14 protein-coding genes are annotated in these 14,854 nt (G+C 67.2%); 5 read left to right on the top strand and 9 right to left on the bottom strand.

Annotated features, from left to right (window positions below):
* Positions 1-12: 12 nt before the first annotated feature.
* Positions 13-756, bottom strand: coding sequence for a TetR/AcrR family transcriptional regulator (locus GLP40_RS05335; RefSeq protein ID WP_154786660.1), 744 nt, complete (start codon positions 754-756; stop codon positions 13-15).
* 155 nt (positions 757-911) lie between these two features.
* Here GLP40_RS05335 and GLP40_RS05340 point away from each other — a divergent pair, with 155 nt between their 5' ends.
* Together GLP40_RS05340 and GLP40_RS05350 are read left to right on the top strand one after the other, a co-directional pair.
* Positions 912-2,453: an MFS transporter gene (locus tag GLP40_RS05340; RefSeq protein WP_154786661.1), complete on the top strand. Its 1,542-nt coding sequence runs from the start codon at positions 912-914 to the stop codon at positions 2,451-2,453.
* A gap of 488 nt (positions 2,454-2,941) precedes the next feature.
* Positions 2,942-3,547 (top strand): TetR/AcrR family transcriptional regulator, encoded by a 606-nt coding sequence (locus tag GLP40_RS05350; RefSeq protein ID WP_328289716.1) that lies wholly within the window; start codon positions 2,942-2,944, stop codon positions 3,545-3,547.
* A 741-nt stretch (positions 3,548-4,288) separates the two neighbouring features.
* Here the strand turns inward: GLP40_RS05350 and GLP40_RS05355 are convergent.
* Together GLP40_RS05355 and GLP40_RS05360 are read right to left on the bottom strand one after the other, a co-directional pair.
* Positions 4,289-5,284 carry a TIGR03617 family F420-dependent LLM class oxidoreductase gene (locus GLP40_RS05355; RefSeq protein ID WP_407671538.1) on the bottom strand — a complete coding sequence of 332 codons (996 nt, stop codon included), beginning with the start codon at positions 5,282-5,284 and terminating at the stop codon, positions 4,289-4,291.
* A 188-nt stretch (positions 5,285-5,472) separates the two neighbouring features.
* The gene (locus GLP40_RS05360) at positions 5,473-7,098 is read right to left on the bottom strand and encodes a GMC family oxidoreductase (protein WP_154786665.1); all 1,626 of its coding nucleotides are present in this window, start codon (positions 7,096-7,098) and stop codon (positions 5,473-5,475) included.
* A gap of 306 nt (positions 7,099-7,404) precedes the next feature.
* On the opposite strand from GLP40_RS05360, the gene GLP40_RS05365 reads away from it, so the two are divergent.
* Together GLP40_RS05365 and GLP40_RS05370 are read left to right on the top strand one after the other, a co-directional pair.
* The gene (locus GLP40_RS05365) at positions 7,405-8,637 is read left to right on the top strand and encodes a cytochrome P450 (RefSeq protein ID WP_328289717.1); all 1,233 of its coding nucleotides are present in this window, start codon (positions 7,405-7,407) and stop codon (positions 8,635-8,637) included.
* 63 nt (positions 8,638-8,700) lie between these two features.
* On the top strand, positions 8,701-9,165 hold the full coding sequence (locus GLP40_RS05370; protein WP_154786873.1) for a glutathione peroxidase: 465 nt from the start codon (positions 8,701-8,703) through the stop codon (positions 9,163-9,165).
* Between the two features lie 106 nt (positions 9,166-9,271).
* Here GLP40_RS05370 and GLP40_RS05375 read toward each other — a convergent pair whose 3' ends face one another.
* Complete coding sequence (locus tag GLP40_RS05375; protein ID WP_328289773.1) at positions 9,272-9,835, bottom strand: TetR/AcrR family transcriptional regulator; 564 nt, start codon at positions 9,833-9,835, stop codon at positions 9,272-9,274.
* Between the two features lie 119 nt (positions 9,836-9,954).
* Here GLP40_RS05375 and GLP40_RS05380 point away from each other — a divergent pair, with 119 nt between their 5' ends.
* Entirely contained in the window at positions 9,955-10,371 is a 417-nt protein-coding gene (locus GLP40_RS05380; RefSeq protein ID WP_154786667.1) for a hypothetical protein, read from the top strand.
* 38 nt (positions 10,372-10,409) lie between these two features.
* On the opposite strand, the gene GLP40_RS05385 is transcribed toward GLP40_RS05380, so the two are convergent.
* The 5 genes from GLP40_RS05385 to GLP40_RS05405 are packed head-to-tail and all read right to left on the bottom strand — an operon-like array spanning position 10,410 to position 14,852.
* Complete coding sequence (locus GLP40_RS05385) at positions 10,410-11,276, bottom strand: LLM class F420-dependent oxidoreductase (protein WP_154786668.1); 867 nt, start codon at positions 11,274-11,276, stop codon at positions 10,410-10,412.
* Between the two features lie 15 nt (positions 11,277-11,291).
* Positions 11,292-12,764: an FAD-dependent oxidoreductase gene (locus tag GLP40_RS05390; RefSeq protein ID WP_154786669.1), complete on the bottom strand. Its 1,473-nt coding sequence runs from the start codon at positions 12,762-12,764 to the stop codon at positions 11,292-11,294.
* Positions 12,765-12,793: 29 nt separating this feature from the next.
* Positions 12,794-13,219 (bottom strand): carboxymuconolactone decarboxylase family protein, encoded by a 426-nt coding sequence (locus GLP40_RS05395; protein WP_154786670.1) that lies wholly within the window; start codon positions 13,217-13,219, stop codon positions 12,794-12,796.
* Complete coding sequence (locus GLP40_RS05400; RefSeq protein WP_154786671.1) at positions 13,219-14,103, bottom strand: NAD(P)-dependent oxidoreductase; 885 nt, start codon at positions 14,101-14,103, stop codon at positions 13,219-13,221. The genes GLP40_RS05395 and GLP40_RS05400 overlap by 1 nt, the downstream gene beginning before the upstream one ends.
* Entirely contained in the window at positions 14,100-14,852 is a 753-nt protein-coding gene (locus GLP40_RS05405) for an SDR family oxidoreductase (RefSeq protein ID WP_154786672.1), read from the bottom strand. The genes GLP40_RS05400 and GLP40_RS05405 overlap by 4 nt, the downstream gene beginning before the upstream one ends.
* Positions 14,853-14,854: the final 2 nt, after the last annotated feature.

The raw sequence follows: 14,854 nt of genomic DNA on the forward strand, positions 1-14,854 counted from the left end.
GCGCGCCGCAGTCTATTTCCCCGCTCTGCGACTGCGCCGCAACTCGAGCCCATCCAGGATGAGCCCTAACTCCGCGTCGAAGAAATCATCTCGGGACTGTGCGGCGTCGGCGTCACGGTAGAAGTCATAGCGTTTGGCGACGTGCGGGTAGTTCTGCGCCGCCTGTTCGGCCATGGACATCATCGTGGTGAACCACTCCTGCTCGCTCATCCCGCTGCGGGCGACGGAGGTGAGCATGGCGGTCTCGGTGCTGGTGGAGCCGAGTACGTAGGCCCAGATGGCATTGGAGGCCCGGTCGGCGTCGAGGTCGTCGAATCCGGCGGCCTCGAGAATGGCGAGCATGGTGTCGGACATGCGCATGAGGTTCGGGCCGAGGTAGGCGAGTCCAGCTCCGGTCATGGCGGTGCTGATCCAGGGGTGGCGGAGCACCGTCGCGCGCAGGTCCTTGCCGAGGGCCAGCAGGTCGGTGCGCCAGTTCGCCGCCACGATGGTGGCGGGCAGGCCGACATCGCCGAACGCCGCGTCGATCACCAACTCGAGGATCTCGTCCTTGTTGGTGACGTGGGTGTACAGCGAGGTGGCTCCGACATTGAGGCGGCCGCCGAGCCGTCGCATGCTGAGGGCGTCATATCCCTCGGTGTCGAGGAGGGCGAGCGCCTCGGCCACGATCTGCTCCCGGCTCAGTGCGGGCTGATCCCGCCGCTGCCGTTCCGGGCGGGTCCATACCGACGAGAACTGGTGCGCTTTCGCCGCCATGGCTTTTCCTCCTTCGTCCGCGGACAAGCATAACCCCCAGCCAGAACGCCGTTCGTCTCGCCGTACACCGTTCCCTATTGCGAACAGTGTACGGAGGCCGTACGGTGTTCGATATCGCCGCACAGTGTGCGGAAGACCTTCTCGAGGGAACCGAAATGACTGCATCCGATTTGACCGAGGCGCTGACATCGCCTGCGGCGCAGCGCAATCCGAAGCGCTGGCTGATCCTGGTCGTGCTCTGCCTCGCCACGCTCGTGCTGGTGATCGACAATATGGTCCTCACCGTGGCGCTGCCGGAGATCGCGATCGACCTGCACGCCGGGTCCCAGGCCCTGCAGTGGGTGATCGACTCCTACATCCTGGTTTTCGCGGGCCTGCTGCTCACCACCGGCAGCCTGTCGGACCGCTTCGGCCGCAGGCTGGTGATGGTGCTCGGGCTCACGCTCTTCGGCGCGGCTTCACTCATCGCCGCCTACGCGACCACCGCGGGGATGCTCATCTCCGGCCGCGTGATCATGGCGGTGGGCGGCGCGCTCATCATGCCGAGCACGCTGTCCATCCTGATCACCGTGTTCGACGAGGACGAACGTCCCAAGGCGATCGCCGCATGGACCGGGGTATCCGTGCTGGGCATGGTCGGCGGCCCGGTGCTGGGCGGCGCGCTGCTGAATCACTTCTGGCGGGGTTCGGTCTTCCTGCTGAACGTGCCGATCGCGGCGCTGGCCATTGTGGCCGCCTTCGCCCTGATGCCGGAGTCCAAGGGGCCCGCCCGTCCGATCGATCTCCCGGGCATGGTGCTCTCGATCGTCGGCATGGTGTCGTTGGTGTGGTCCATCATCGAGTTCCCGGCCAAGGGCCTGGGCGGCACCTGGGTGACGCTGGTGCTGGCGGTTGTCGTGCTGGCGGCCTTCGTGATTCGGGAGCTGAAGGCCGAGCATCCGATGGTTCCGCTGCAGCTGTTCCGCAACCGGGTCTTCACCGGATCCAGCTTCTCGCTGGTGCTGGCCACCTTCGCCAATGCCGGCCTGACCCTGGTGCTGACCCAGTACCTGCAATTCGTGCTCGGCTACTCGCCCATCAAGACCGCCCTCGCCTTCACGCCGTTCGCGCTGACCGCGCTGGCGTTCAACGGCCTGGGTGCCGGGCTGGTGCGGAAGCTGGGCGTGCGTCCCGTCACCCTGGTCGGCATGCTGGTGCTGGTCGGCGGCTTCGGGGCCCTGGCCGCGCTCACCTCCGACTCCGGTTTCTGGCTGCCCGCCCTGGCCATGTCGCTGGTCGGCGCCGGTGCGGGCCTGGCGATGCCGGCCGCGGTCGGTGCGCTGATGGGTGCGATCCCGCCGGAGCAGGCGGGTGTGGGTTCGGCGCTCAACGACACCATCCAGCAGACCGGTGGTGCGCTCGGTGTCGCGGTGCTCGGCGCGGTGCTGGCCGGCACCTACACCAATGGCATGCCCGCCGACGCCCCGGCGGCGGCCCGGGAGGGCATCGCCGGCGCCTTCGCCACCGGTGACGGCAGTCTGGTGGCCGCGGCCCGCGACGCCTTCACCGACGCCATGTCGAACACCTTCCTGGCCGGTGGCGCGGCGGTGCTGGCCGCCACGGTGGTGGCCTTCTTCTTGATGAAGGGCGCGAAGTCGGCTGCGCCGGAGGGCGTTCCGTCCGAGTCGGAGGCCGAGGAACTGATCGAAACCCGCTAGTCGGCGACACCTGCAACAGACTCCGCCCCCGGCAGCACGCCGGGGGCGGAGTCGTTCACGATACGACGGCTGCTCGGCCTTGGTGCCGACAGTGTCAGTCGAGCGATTGCTCGATGCGGGGGGTGCGGAATCCGGTGATGTTCATTTCCGGCGGAGCTGTACCAGATGGGTCATGCGCAGTAAGGGGATCGACAGCAGCGCGGCCGAGAAGGTCTCCTGGTACTCGAGATTGCGGACCTCCCTTGCGGGTCTGCGCGGGTCCGCGGCGCCCGTTCGGTCCAGCGCAGATCGCCCTGCTGCACGTGGTCGAAGGTGGTGGCGAGCTGGTGGGTGAGCGGTTCGTCCTGGGGCGTCGACATCGACGGTTGCCCCCGTGGGGTGTGGCCCGGCCCACACCATATTAGAATACGCGCTGTAGCGTATTTAAAATGTCGCCGCGATGTAACCTGTTTCAGAATTTGCCCCCGACCCGAGCGAGAGGAAGTCCCGTGACCGCAGCAGGGACCGCCCGCACCGGCCCCGGCCGGCCACGCGACCCGCAGCTGGACGCCCTGGTGCTGACCGCGACCCAGGAACTCCTGGTCCGCGACGGCTACCAGGCCACCACCATCGCGGCCGTGGCCCGGCGCGCCGGCGTCGTCACCACCTCGATCTACCGCCGCTGGCCCGGCAAGCGCGCCCTGGTGGAGGATGCGATCTTCGCGCTGGATACTGAGAATCATCCGGTCCCCAGCGGCGATCTGCGCACCGACTTGCTGGCCTGGACGCGCCTGTTCCTCCATGCCGCCGCGCACCCCGCGGCCCGCTCGGCCATCCCCGGTCTGCTCTCGGAGTATCACGACGATCGGGAGAGCTACCGCCGCCTGCTCGACGGCGGCGAACGGCCCACCATTCAAGCGTTGCGCGAGCTGCTCACGGTCGCCGCCGAATCGGGGCAGGCGGCCGGTGATTGCGATGTCGAGGCGATATTCGAATTCCTGCGCGGCGCGACACTGATGCGCGCCCTCACGCACGGCACCGAGGATGCCGACCACTTCAGCCGCCGCATAGCGGACGCGCTGTACGCGGTCGCGCAGACTCCCACGTCAGACTAGGCCCCACCAGTAGATCAGGCAGGCCAACACGAAGACGATCAAGGTTTCCATCGTCAATCCCAATCTTCTTGGCGCACTTACCTACATGATGCCGTGTGCCGGGTACCGGCGGCCACAATCGGAGATAACAAGATCATTGACGGGCGTTTCCGAGCCTCGGCCCGGTGGTTCACAGCGCAAGCGTGGGAGGGGAACGCTCGTTCTGGACTGCGGTCCGACTCCCCACGCGCGGTGCGGGGAGTGAACGGCTCCATGACTTGCGCCTCGGAGGAAGCGCAGGAGGCAAGAACGGCAGTCTCAGCTCCGTGCGCCCGCGCGGAGCGAAGTGGAGGGTGAAAAGCCGAGAACCCGCCGTGTCCGACACCCCTCGTGGTCGGACTCGGCGGGTCCACTGCTGGCCCACCACCCCCTTCGCGGTAGGCCATGTCCCAATAGCGGTATCGGTTGGTTGGTTTACTGTGGGCCGACCCGCCACCCCTCGTAGACGGGTCGGCCCACAGCGTTCCCACCCCGGATGGTGGCTTGCTGGGCCCGCCGGTGTGTTCCGGCGTTGACACATACGATGCCGAGCCGCGCTTGGCACGGCCTTAACAAGATCTTGTAATAGTGAAAATTCCTGCTAATGAGGGGTTTTCGCGGTCTTGCTCGACAACGACGACCGCCAGTTTCCGGCCCACCGGGTCCGCGGTGCCGGTTCGTGCGAATCGAGAACGTTGCGACCGACCTTCAGGGCGGCCCGAGTCAGGAGTGCAGTGCGGCTACCAGCTCGGCGATGGCGGCATCGCTGACCTGGTAGCCCGGGAAATAGCAGCAGACCCGAGCGGCGCTGTCGCCGAAGCGCCGTCGGATCAGCGCGGCGCATTCGGCGGGTGTGCCGCTGACGGTCAGGGCATCCACCATCGGGTCGTCGATCAGCCCGGCCATCTCCCGCCATCGCCCCTGCTTGGACAGCAGGTTGAGTTCGGGTTGCAGATCCGCCCAGCCCTCGACCTCGAGTACCGGGCGGTAGGCGGGCGTGGATCCATAGAACGCCAGCAGATTTCGCACGGCCCGCCGCGCCTCGAACAGTTCCCGCTCCGAATCGCCCATGGCCACAATGGCTTCCACGATGACTTCGAACGGCCGGGTCGAGTCTCCACGCCCCTTCGCGACGGCGGCCAGTGTCCGCTCCCGGAAGTGTCGCTCGGTATTGAACGGCATCACCAGCAACCCGTCCGCCACCTCCGCCGCCATCGCGGTCATGCGCGGCCCCAGTGCGCCGACCAGAACCGGCGGCGCCCCATGGGGATTCGGCCCGGGATCGAACTGAGGTGGCATGAGCGTGTGCCGCCAGAACCGCCCGCGATAGTCCAGCCGGTCCCCGTGCTGCCAGGCCCGCAGGATGGCCTGCACCGCCAGCACGGTGTCGCGCATCCGCTCCACCGGCTCCGACCAGGCGCTGCCATAGCGCCGTTCGATGTGGGTCCGGATCTGACTCCCGAGCCCGAGCCGGAATCGCCCGCCCGACAGCGCCTGGAGATCCCACGCCGCGTGTGCCAGATGCATCGGGCTGCGCGGGAACGCCATCGCCACATTGGTCATGATGTCGACTCCGGACCCGGCGGCCAGCGTGAGCGGCATGAACACATCGTGCGCGCCTTCGAACGTGAACACGCCGTCTACCCCGAGCTCGAGCAATTGCTTTGCGCGAGCGGCTGATTCGGCGAGCGGCGCGCTCAGCCACACATCGACGGACAGGGACACCATGACTCCTCCGGATGAGAAGAACAACAGCCCCGGGCCGAGAGGTGGTAGGCCCGGGGCTGTCCGGGTCGGCGGTGGTCGTGATCCGCTGACCCGTGCGTCGGAGCTACCAGGGAAGTAGCAGCACTCCGCCGCGGTTCTGGGGTCTCAGGGGCGAGCCCTGAGAGTTTCGAGAGTGGGACTCACCCGATGAATTCGGCGGCCTTCTCGCCGATCATGTAGCTCGGCGCGTTGGTGTTGCCGCCGGTGATGCTCGGCATGATCGAGGCGTCGGCCACGCGCAGCCCCTCGATGCCATGCACCTTCAGCGTCGGGTCGACGACCGCGCGTTCGTCCACACCCATGCGGCAGGTGCCGACCGGGTGGTAGATGGAGTGCACCCGGTTGGGCAGCTCGCGCCGCAGCGCGGTCTCGTCCGCCCACTCCTGGCCAGGGAAGAAGTTCTCGGTGATGTCGCCCGCGATGCTCTTGTTGGACATGACCTCCCGGATCATCTTGATGCCCTCGACCAGGAACTCGGTGTCCCGGGGGTCGGTGAGGTAGGCCGGATCGATGAGCGGCGAGGCGAACGGGTCCGGCGAGGCCAGCTTCAGTTCGCCGCGGCTCTTCGGGTAGATGAGGCTGGGCATGACGGTGAGCGCCGGGCGGCGGTCCACCAGGTGCAGCTTGTCGAGATCCTGGTTGGGGGTCGGGTAGCTCCACGGCAGGGTGTGGATCTGCATGTCCGGGTGGTCGCCCTCGGCGAACTTGGTCTTGACGAAGCCGACGGCCTCGAAGACCGTGCGGCCCATGAAGGAGCTGCCCGGATTGCGCATCTCCTTGAGGATGCCGCGTGCGAAGTAGGTCGGAATGCCGCGGTGGATGGCCTTCTTGGATACGAAGGTCATGGGCACGAACAGGTGATCGTGCAGGTTCTGGCCGACGGGCAGGTCCGCATGCACCTCGATGCCGAGGTCGCGCAGGTGCCCGGCCGGGCCGATGCCCGAGAGCATGAGCAGCTGCGGCGAGCCGATGACGCCGCCGGAGACGATGACCTCCTTGGCGGCCCGCACCACGCGGCGGGAGCCGTTCTTCTCGGCGATCTCGACGCCGGTGGCGCGGCCGTTCTCGATCACTACGCGGGTGGCGTGCACGTGGGTGAGAACGGTCAAGTTCGCGTTCGGCATATTGGTGATGAACCCGCGCGACGAGCTGTAGCGCAGGCCGTCTTTGACGCTCTGCTGGAAGATCGAGATGCCTTCCTGCGACGCGCCGTTGTAGTCCTTGATGATCGGCGCGCCGAGGGTCTCGGACGCGGCGGTAATGAATTCCTCGGAGATCGGGGTGATCTCGCGCGGGCGGGTCACCTCGATCGGGCCGCCGGTGGCGCGGTAGTCGTCCGCGCCGTCGACCCAGTTCTCCAGGCGCTTGTAGGCGGGCAGGACCTCGTCGTAGCTCCAGCCCTTGTTGCCCTCGGCGGCCCAGGAGTCGAAGTTGGCGCGGTTGCCGCGCACGTAGAGCATGCCGTTGATGGAGCTGGATCCGCCCAGCACCTTGCCGCGGGTGAAGGGGATTTCACGGTCGTTGGCGTGCTTCTGCGGGACCGAGTACTGCTTCCACGCCACCAGCTTCTTCAGCTGCGGGACCGTGTGGACCATCGAGATCATGCCGGGGCGGGTGACCAGCTGGGTGTTGTCCTTGCGCCCGGCCTCCAACAGGATCACGCTCGCGCCGCGCTGGGCGAGTCGTCCGGCCACCACCGCACCGGCGCTACCCGCACCAACAACGACGTAATCGGCTTCGGACGTGGAGCCCGGGGAAGCGGTCATATCAGTTACCTCATCTTCGAGTGTGCCTGGCATCACTGTAGAACAAGTTCTAGTCTGCCGACACACTGGACATGATGTCCAGTCACAAGATCGACTTCAGGGTGGGTTCGGTGATCTTGCCGGGCTGGCGAGTCTTCGTTGAACATGTTTCAGAACCGCTGCTGCGGGGTAACTGCCCTCGCGGGGCGCGCGGGAGCCGGGAGCGAAGGCCGGAAACGCTGTCCGGCCGCAGGTCGGCATGATTCAATTCATGTGAAACACGTTCCAATTTCGTGATCATAGCGGCACCTTGCCCGAGGAGGAACAGTGTCTGTTCCGTCAATACCGGCCGGATTCGATTTCACCGATCCCGCACTCTGGGCCGACCGTAGTCCCGCTGAGGAGTTCGCCCTGCTGCGACGCACCGCGCCGGTCTGGTGGAATGCGCAGACACCCGAGCAGGCCGCACCCATGGACGACGACGGTTACTGGGTGATCACCCGCCATGAGGACGTCAAGGAGATATCCCGGAGACCGGAGCTCTGGTCCTCGAATCGCAAGGGCTCCATCATCAGAATGCCCTCCGACTCCGAACCCGAGCAGCTCGAGCTGGGGCGTGAAGCGCTGCTGGTGAATATGGATCCGCCCAAGCACACCAAGATCCGGCGCATCGTTTCCAAGGGGTTCACCCCGCGCGCCATCGAGGGATTGCGGACCGCGCTCACCGAACGCGCGCAAAAGATCGTCCGGGAGGCGAAAGCAAGCGGCGGCGGCGATTTCGTGCAACAGGTGGCGTGCGAGCTACCGCTGCAGGCCATCGCGGAACTGCTCGGCGTGCCGCAGGACGATCGGCACAAGCTGTTCACGTGGTCCAATCAGCTGCTCAACTATGACGATCCGGAATTCGCGGGCAACAATATGACCGCCAATGCCGAGCTGCTCGGCTACGCCTACAACATGGCCGAAGAGCGCCGGTCACGCCCGGTCGACGACATCGTCACCCAGCTGGTCACCGCCGATGTGGACGGCGAGGCCCTGGGATCGGACGAGTTCGGGTTCTTCGTCATCCTGCTGTCGGTGGCGGGCAACGAAACCACCCGCAATGCCATAGCGCACGGCATGAAAGCCTTTGTGGACCATCCTGATCAATGGGATCTCTACAAGCGGCGGCGGCCGCGCACCGCGCCCGACGAAATCGTGCGCTGGGCGACGCCGGTGACGGCATTCCAGCGGACCGCTGTGCGCGACACCGAAATCGGCGGGCAGAACGTTCTGGAGGGGCAGCGGGTCGGGCTCTTCTACAGCTCCGCCAACTTCGACGAGGAAGTCTTCGACCATCCCTTCGAATTCGATGTGGAGCGCGACCCCAATCCGCACGTCGGATTCGGCGGCACCGGAAACCACTTCTGTGTAGGCGCGAATCTGGCGCGGCTGGAGATCGATCTGATGTTCAATGCCATCGCCGACGCCATGCCGGAAATCACCGAGGTCGCACCACCGCAGCGGCTGCGATCGGGCTGGATCAATGGGATCAAGCACTGGCAGGTGCGTTACTCCTGAACCGGTGCATCCAACGAACTCGTTCTAGTATTCGTGCTTGTGACCAATCTTCGCGAGATTCCGCTGCGCACGCTCTCCGACAAGCCCACCACGCTGGCCGAACTGGCCGGCGACAAGGCCGTCCTGCTGGTCAATGTCGCCTCCAAGTGCGGGCTCACCCCGCAGTATTCGGGCCTGGTCGAACTGCAGCAGACCTATGGGCCGCAGGGCTTCACGGTGATCGGTGTGCCGTGCAACCAGTTCATGGGCCAGGAGCCCGGCACCGCCGAGGAGATCGCTGAATTCTGTTCCGCCACCTACGGAGTGGACTTCCCGCTGCTGGAGAAGAGCGACGTCAACGGTGAGGGCCGGATCCCGCTGTACCGGGAACTGACCCGGGTCGCGGACGCCGCCGGTGAGGCCGGGGACATCCAGTGGAACTTCGAGAAGTTCCTGATCGGACGCGACGGTGCGGTGCTGGGGCGGTTCCGTCCGCGCACCGAGCCCAAGGATCCGGCGATCGTCGCCGCCATCGAGGCGGCGCTGTAGGCCTTCGGGGCTGCCGTTCAGCCTTCCGACGGTCGTGCGCGGCGGTGGTGCCGCACCGCGCACGACCGTCGCCGGTCCTACGGAATCCATTGCACAGCAAGGGATCTCAGTGGCGCAGCACGCGCAGCGCGGATCTTTCCATGCGCTCGGCGATTTCGGCGTAGGACGCATAGCCCATGCCCGCGCGCACCAGCGCGCCCGCGTAGATCATTTCGAGAGTTTCCACCAGTTCGAGATCGGCGTCCGCGCCCAGCGCCTCGATCAGCCGGCGCCGGATCTCACTGCCGATCCGCAACCGCAGATGCGCCACATCCGGATCGGTCCCCAGCAATGCGGCCGTCACCGCACCCGCGAGGGCCGGCTCATCGGCCAGCAGCAGTGCGATCTGCCGCAAGACGCCCAGCACCCGCGCGGTCGAATCGGGTTCGTCTCCGGCGGGCGGTTCCATCGCGGCCAACCGCCGCCAGAACATCTCCGCGACCAGGTGTTCCTTCGAGGAGAAATAGGTGTACGCGGTGGCCGTCCCCACGCCCGCCTGCGCCGCCACCATCCGCACGGTGAGCCCCGCGAATCCCTCCCGCGAGAGCACATCCATGGCCGCCCGCGTCAATCGGTCCACGGTATCGGCCTGCTTCTCGGTGAGACGCCGACGCGTGGCCTCCATGCTCACCGCTGGGCGGGCGGATGCGGGATCAGACACGTGTCCGGATGCTACTATTGCTCGACCCGCCGAGCAACTCGCGATTTGCGCGATCCACATGAATGAGCGTCCCCTAGAAAGGCTTTCGAATGCCCACCACGGCGCTCTCCGCGATTCCTCGGGAATTGCCGACACTGGTCGACAGGATCGCCCGCACCCTCTCTGCGGACGAGGCCCGCGCATTCTCCGAAGCCGCCCGGTCCTACGCGAACAAGGGCGCGATTCTCGAAATAGCCGCCCATTCGGCCGATGAATCCGAGAGCTACGAGCACGCCGTCCGAACATGGCGTACGCCATTGCGGTTGCTCCTGATCCTCGACCCGCCCTCCGACAGCGCCGCCGTCGACGCCTACGACGACTGGGTGCACTGGATCGCCGGCGGCGGCCTCCTCGCGCTCCGCGGCTCCGACGTTCTCCACCGTCGAGCCGCCGACAGCGGAAAGTTCCGGGAACTCACCGCCGTCGGCGCTCTGCGCGTTCTGCAGCGCATCGCCGCCTGCAACTAGTCGAACATCAGCGATTCAGCGTGATCGCCGGTTGCGGGTCAGGCGGATCGGGTGTCCATGCCGAGCGGCGCGAGTTTGCCCGCCAGGCGGTCGAGGTAGGCGAGCACCTCGGGTTCGGGTTTGTCGGGGAGGCCGTACAGGACGTCGGTGACTCCGGCTTCGGCCCAGGCCGATAGTTTTTCGGGGTCGGGTTTGTAGGCGAGGGCCACCACCCGCGGAGTCCCCTCGCGGCCTGCTTCCTGCCAGTGCTTCAGCAGGAGGCCGGTGGAGGCGGAGACGTCGGATTCGTAGGGCGTGGTGATCCAGCCGTCGCCGGAGCGGGCGATCCACTTGAAGGTCTTCTCGGTGCCGCCGGCGCCGATGAGGACGGGGATGTGGGGCTGGATCGGCTTGGGCCAGGCCCAGCTGGGGCCGAAGGAGACGAAATCACCCGAGTAGGAGGCTTCTTCCTGGGTCCACAGGGCGCGCATGGCTTCGACGTACTCGCGCAGGACGGTGCGGCGCTTGTTGCCGGGGACGCCGTGATCGCTGAGTTCGTCGGTGTTCCAGCCGAATCCGGCGCCGACCGTGACACGGCCGCCGGAGAGATGGTCGAGGGTGGCTATGGTCTTGGCGAGCGTGATGGGGTCGCTCTCGGTGGGCAGCGCTACCGCGGTGGACAACTCGATGCGGGAGGTGACGGCGGCCGCGGTGCCCAGGGACACCCATGGGTCGAGGGTGCGCATGTAGCGGTCGTCGGGGAGATCGGCGGTGCCGGTCTGCGGGTGGGCGGCCTCGCGTTTGACGGGAATGTGGGTGTGTTCGGGGACGAAGAAGGAGTCGAAGCCTCGATCTTCGGCGGCCTTGGCGGCGGCCGCGGGCCTGATGCCGCGGTCGCTGGTGAACAGGACGATGCCGAAACGCATGGGGGAGCGCACCTTTCAGAGCGGCTTGGCGGCGGAGACGCCGGCGCGGCGGCCGAAGAAGCTGCCGTCGCCGAGTGAACAGCCCGAGGCGTAGCCGCCGGCGCAGATGCCGGAGGTGACGCGGCCCGCGGCGTACAGGCCCGGGATGGGCTCGCCGGAGACGTGCAGGACTCGGGAGTCCAGATCGGTGCGCAGGCCGCCGAGGGTGAAACCACCGGTGTAGCCGCGCAGGTCGTACGCCCCGAGCGGAGTGCGGATGGGTTTGACCCATTCGGTCTTCTTGTTCAGGAACGGGTCGATGCCCTGTGCCGCGTGGTGGTTGTAGAGGTCGATGGTGGCCTGGAGCGTGTGCTCGGGCAGACCCATCTCGCTCTCCAGCTCGGCGACCGTCTCGGCCACCCAGGTCGGCGCGATGCGCAGGAACGACATGGACGACTGGGTATCGAACGCCTCCTCCAGCGCGAGCTCGTCGATCACGAGATACGCCTGATTGCCCTGCTCCTGCAGCACGGCCTGGCCCATGCGGCCCGGGTAGGTGTCCTCGGTGATGAACCGCTGTCCGCGCCCGTTCACCAGGATGCCGCGCGCCACCACCTGCGGATCCACGATCAGCGCCACCTCGGTGGCGTCCATGTGCGCCAGATCCGCGCCCAGCGCCTGCGCGACCCGGATGCCGATGCCGTCATGCTCCTCGACCGTGGCGGCGGGGCGGCCGGAGATCTTGGGCGCGAAGCGCTCCACCATCTCGTGGTTGTAGGCGAAGCTGCCGGTGGCCAGCACCACGCCTCGCTCGGCGCGCACATGGACGGGTTTGCCGTAGCGGGTGGCGGCCACACCCACCACGCGCCCGGCCTCGTCGACGATGAGCCGCCGCATGCGCACGTCGTATTCGTGGCGCACGCCGAGCTCGTCGGCCTTCTGCGCGAGCGGCTCCATCAGCATGTAGCCGCCGCCCTTCTCACCCAGCTTCTTGTCCTTGGTCCAGGCCAGATGACCGCGCGGCGCGGGCGGAACGGTGTCCTTGAATGGCGCGGCGTTCTCGCCGCCGGAGTACATCAGGCCCTGGTCGCCCGGCGGTTCGTAGCCGGGCTCGCCCCAGAACTCCTCCTTGAACGGAACGCCCTGGGCGACAAGCCAATCGAAGTGCTCGACACTGCCCTGGCAGTAGTCGTGGATCTTCGCCTTGTCCACGCCGGGACCCAGGGCCGCGGTGAGGAACGCCTCCATGTTCTCGGCGGTGTCCTCGAAACCGAGCTTCTTCTGCAGCGCGGTGCCGCCGCCCAGATAGATGAAGCCGCCGGACATGGCGGCCGCACCGCCCCAGCCCCCGGTACGTTCCAGCACCAGGACATCGGCCCCGGCGCGGGCGGCCTCGAGGGACGCGCACACCCCGGCGATGCCGAAGCCGACGACCACGACATCGGCCCGGAAATCCCAGGATTCGACCTCACTGGCCAGAAGCGGCCGGACGCTTGCGGTTTCCGCCATTGTCTTCGAATTCCTCACTGCGGGTAGGATTACTTCTTCTTGTCCTTGGCGAGCGTTTTGCGGATGACGCCGTCCAGCTTGGTGGCCGCGGGCCAGCCCACGTAGTGGGCCAGGAACACCGCGATCTCACGCAGCTGATCGGCGTCGAGTTCCCCATTGCGCAGGGCCGCGCCCACCTGGATCTCGGCGATCTCCGAATGTCCCTGCGCGACAATGGCGCCGAGCAGCAGCAGCCGCCGGTCCCGCATGGACAGGCCCGGCCGATTCCAGATATCGCCGAAGAGGTGGTCGACGGTGACCTCGAAGAACGGATCATCGGTCAGGTTCGGCAGATCGAACCCGTACACCTCCGACATCCTCTTCAACCCCCGCTGCCGCTGCTCCGAGGGGATCCGCTCATCACGCCCGCCCGTCGTCCCGCCGCCATCCCGGGCCGAATCGCTTCGCGATGCCATCACTTCTGCTCCTTCGCAATCGCTCCGGGCCCCACACCGAGCCCGTCACCCAGATCGTGCAATGCGCGCCACGCCAGCGGTAGTTCGACATCCAGCCGCCCGGCCAGATCCAGCGCCAGCGCCAGATCCTTCTCACCGAGGTCGCGGACGTGGCCGAGGACGGTGAACCAGAAGTCATCCGCCTCGACCGGTGCGGTGGTCTTCCGCAGCATGATCGCGCCGGGCCCGCCGGTGTGCGAGTCGGAATGCCGGACCACCTTGCCGAGCTGGGTGATGTCCAGCCCGGCCGCCTCGGCCAGCCGCTGTGCCTCGGAGGCCGCGGTGAACGCGACGAAGTGCAGCAGGTTGCGCGCCAGCTTCATACGCGTGCCCGCCCCGACCTCACCGGCGTGGATGACCAGGGATCCGAAGCGCCCGAACGGTTCCCGCACGGCGTCGAAGGCGGCACCGCTGCCGCCTACCATGACGGCCAGCGCCCCGCGCTGCGCGGCCGGAGCGCCGCCGCTGATCGGCGCGTCCACGAATTCCACACCGTGCGAGGCGCATTCGGCGCCCAGCTGCACGGCGGTGCGGTCGGAGATGGTGGAGTGCACGGCGATCACCGTGCCCGGTTTCGCGGTCTGCAACAGCCCGTCGGGGCCGGTCACAACCGTGCGCACCTGGTCGTCGTCGAGGACGACCACGGAGATGACGCCGCACCGCTCGCCCAATTCGGCGGGGGTGCCGGCGGCGGTGGCCCCCGCGTCGGTGAACGGCCGCACCGCGTCCGGCCGCACATCGCACACCACGAGCCCGCCCGGCCACTCGACCAGCCGCTGCGCCATGGGAGCGCCCATATTGCCGAGCCCGATGAACCCGACCGAGACTTCCCGATTCTCGCTCATGGCCGGAAGACCTGCCCCCCATCGACATTCAGCACCTGACCGGTCACCCACGCGGCGTCGTCGGACAGCAGGTACAGGCATGCCCCCACCATGTCCTCGGTGGTCCCGAGCCGCTTGAGCGCCATCTGCTTCACCAGCTGATCCACGAACTTCTCCGGCACGATGCCGCGGGTGGCCTCGGTGTCGGTGGGCCCGGGCGCGATGGCGTTCACCCGAATCTTGGAGTGCCCCAGCTCATGTGCCAGCTGCTGGGTGAGGCTGTTGATCCCGGCCTTGGCCAGCCCGTAGAACCCGGAGTAGGTCCAGGCCGCGGTGGACGACTGATTGACGATCGACCCGCCGCCCGCCGCCGCGAGGTGCTGGTATACCGCGCGCGTCATATTCAGCGCGCCATCGAGATTCACGGCCATGAACCTCTTGTAGTAGTCCCATGGCACGGTCAGCAGGATGTCGAGCTTCATATCGCCGTAGATGGCGGCATTGTTGACCAGGTGGTCGATGCCGCCGAACTCGGCGACGGTGAAATCGGCGACCGCCTTGGCGGAGGCCGGATCGGCCACGTCGACCTGCGCGAAGACCGCGACCCCGCCCGCGGCGGTGATCTCCTTCGCCACGGTCTCGCCCAGCTCGCTGTTCAGGTCGGCGACAACGACTTTCGCGCCCTCTGCGGCCAGCGCCCGCGCGTAGGCGGCGCCGATGCCGCGCGCGGCCCCGGTGACGATGATCGACCTGTCGGTGAATCGGCCCATGT

It is taken from the genome of Nocardia aurantiaca (assembly GCF_009708175.1).
In the GTDB taxonomy this organism is placed as follows: Bacteria; Actinomycetota; Actinomycetes; order Mycobacteriales; family Mycobacteriaceae; genus Nocardia; species Nocardia aurantiaca.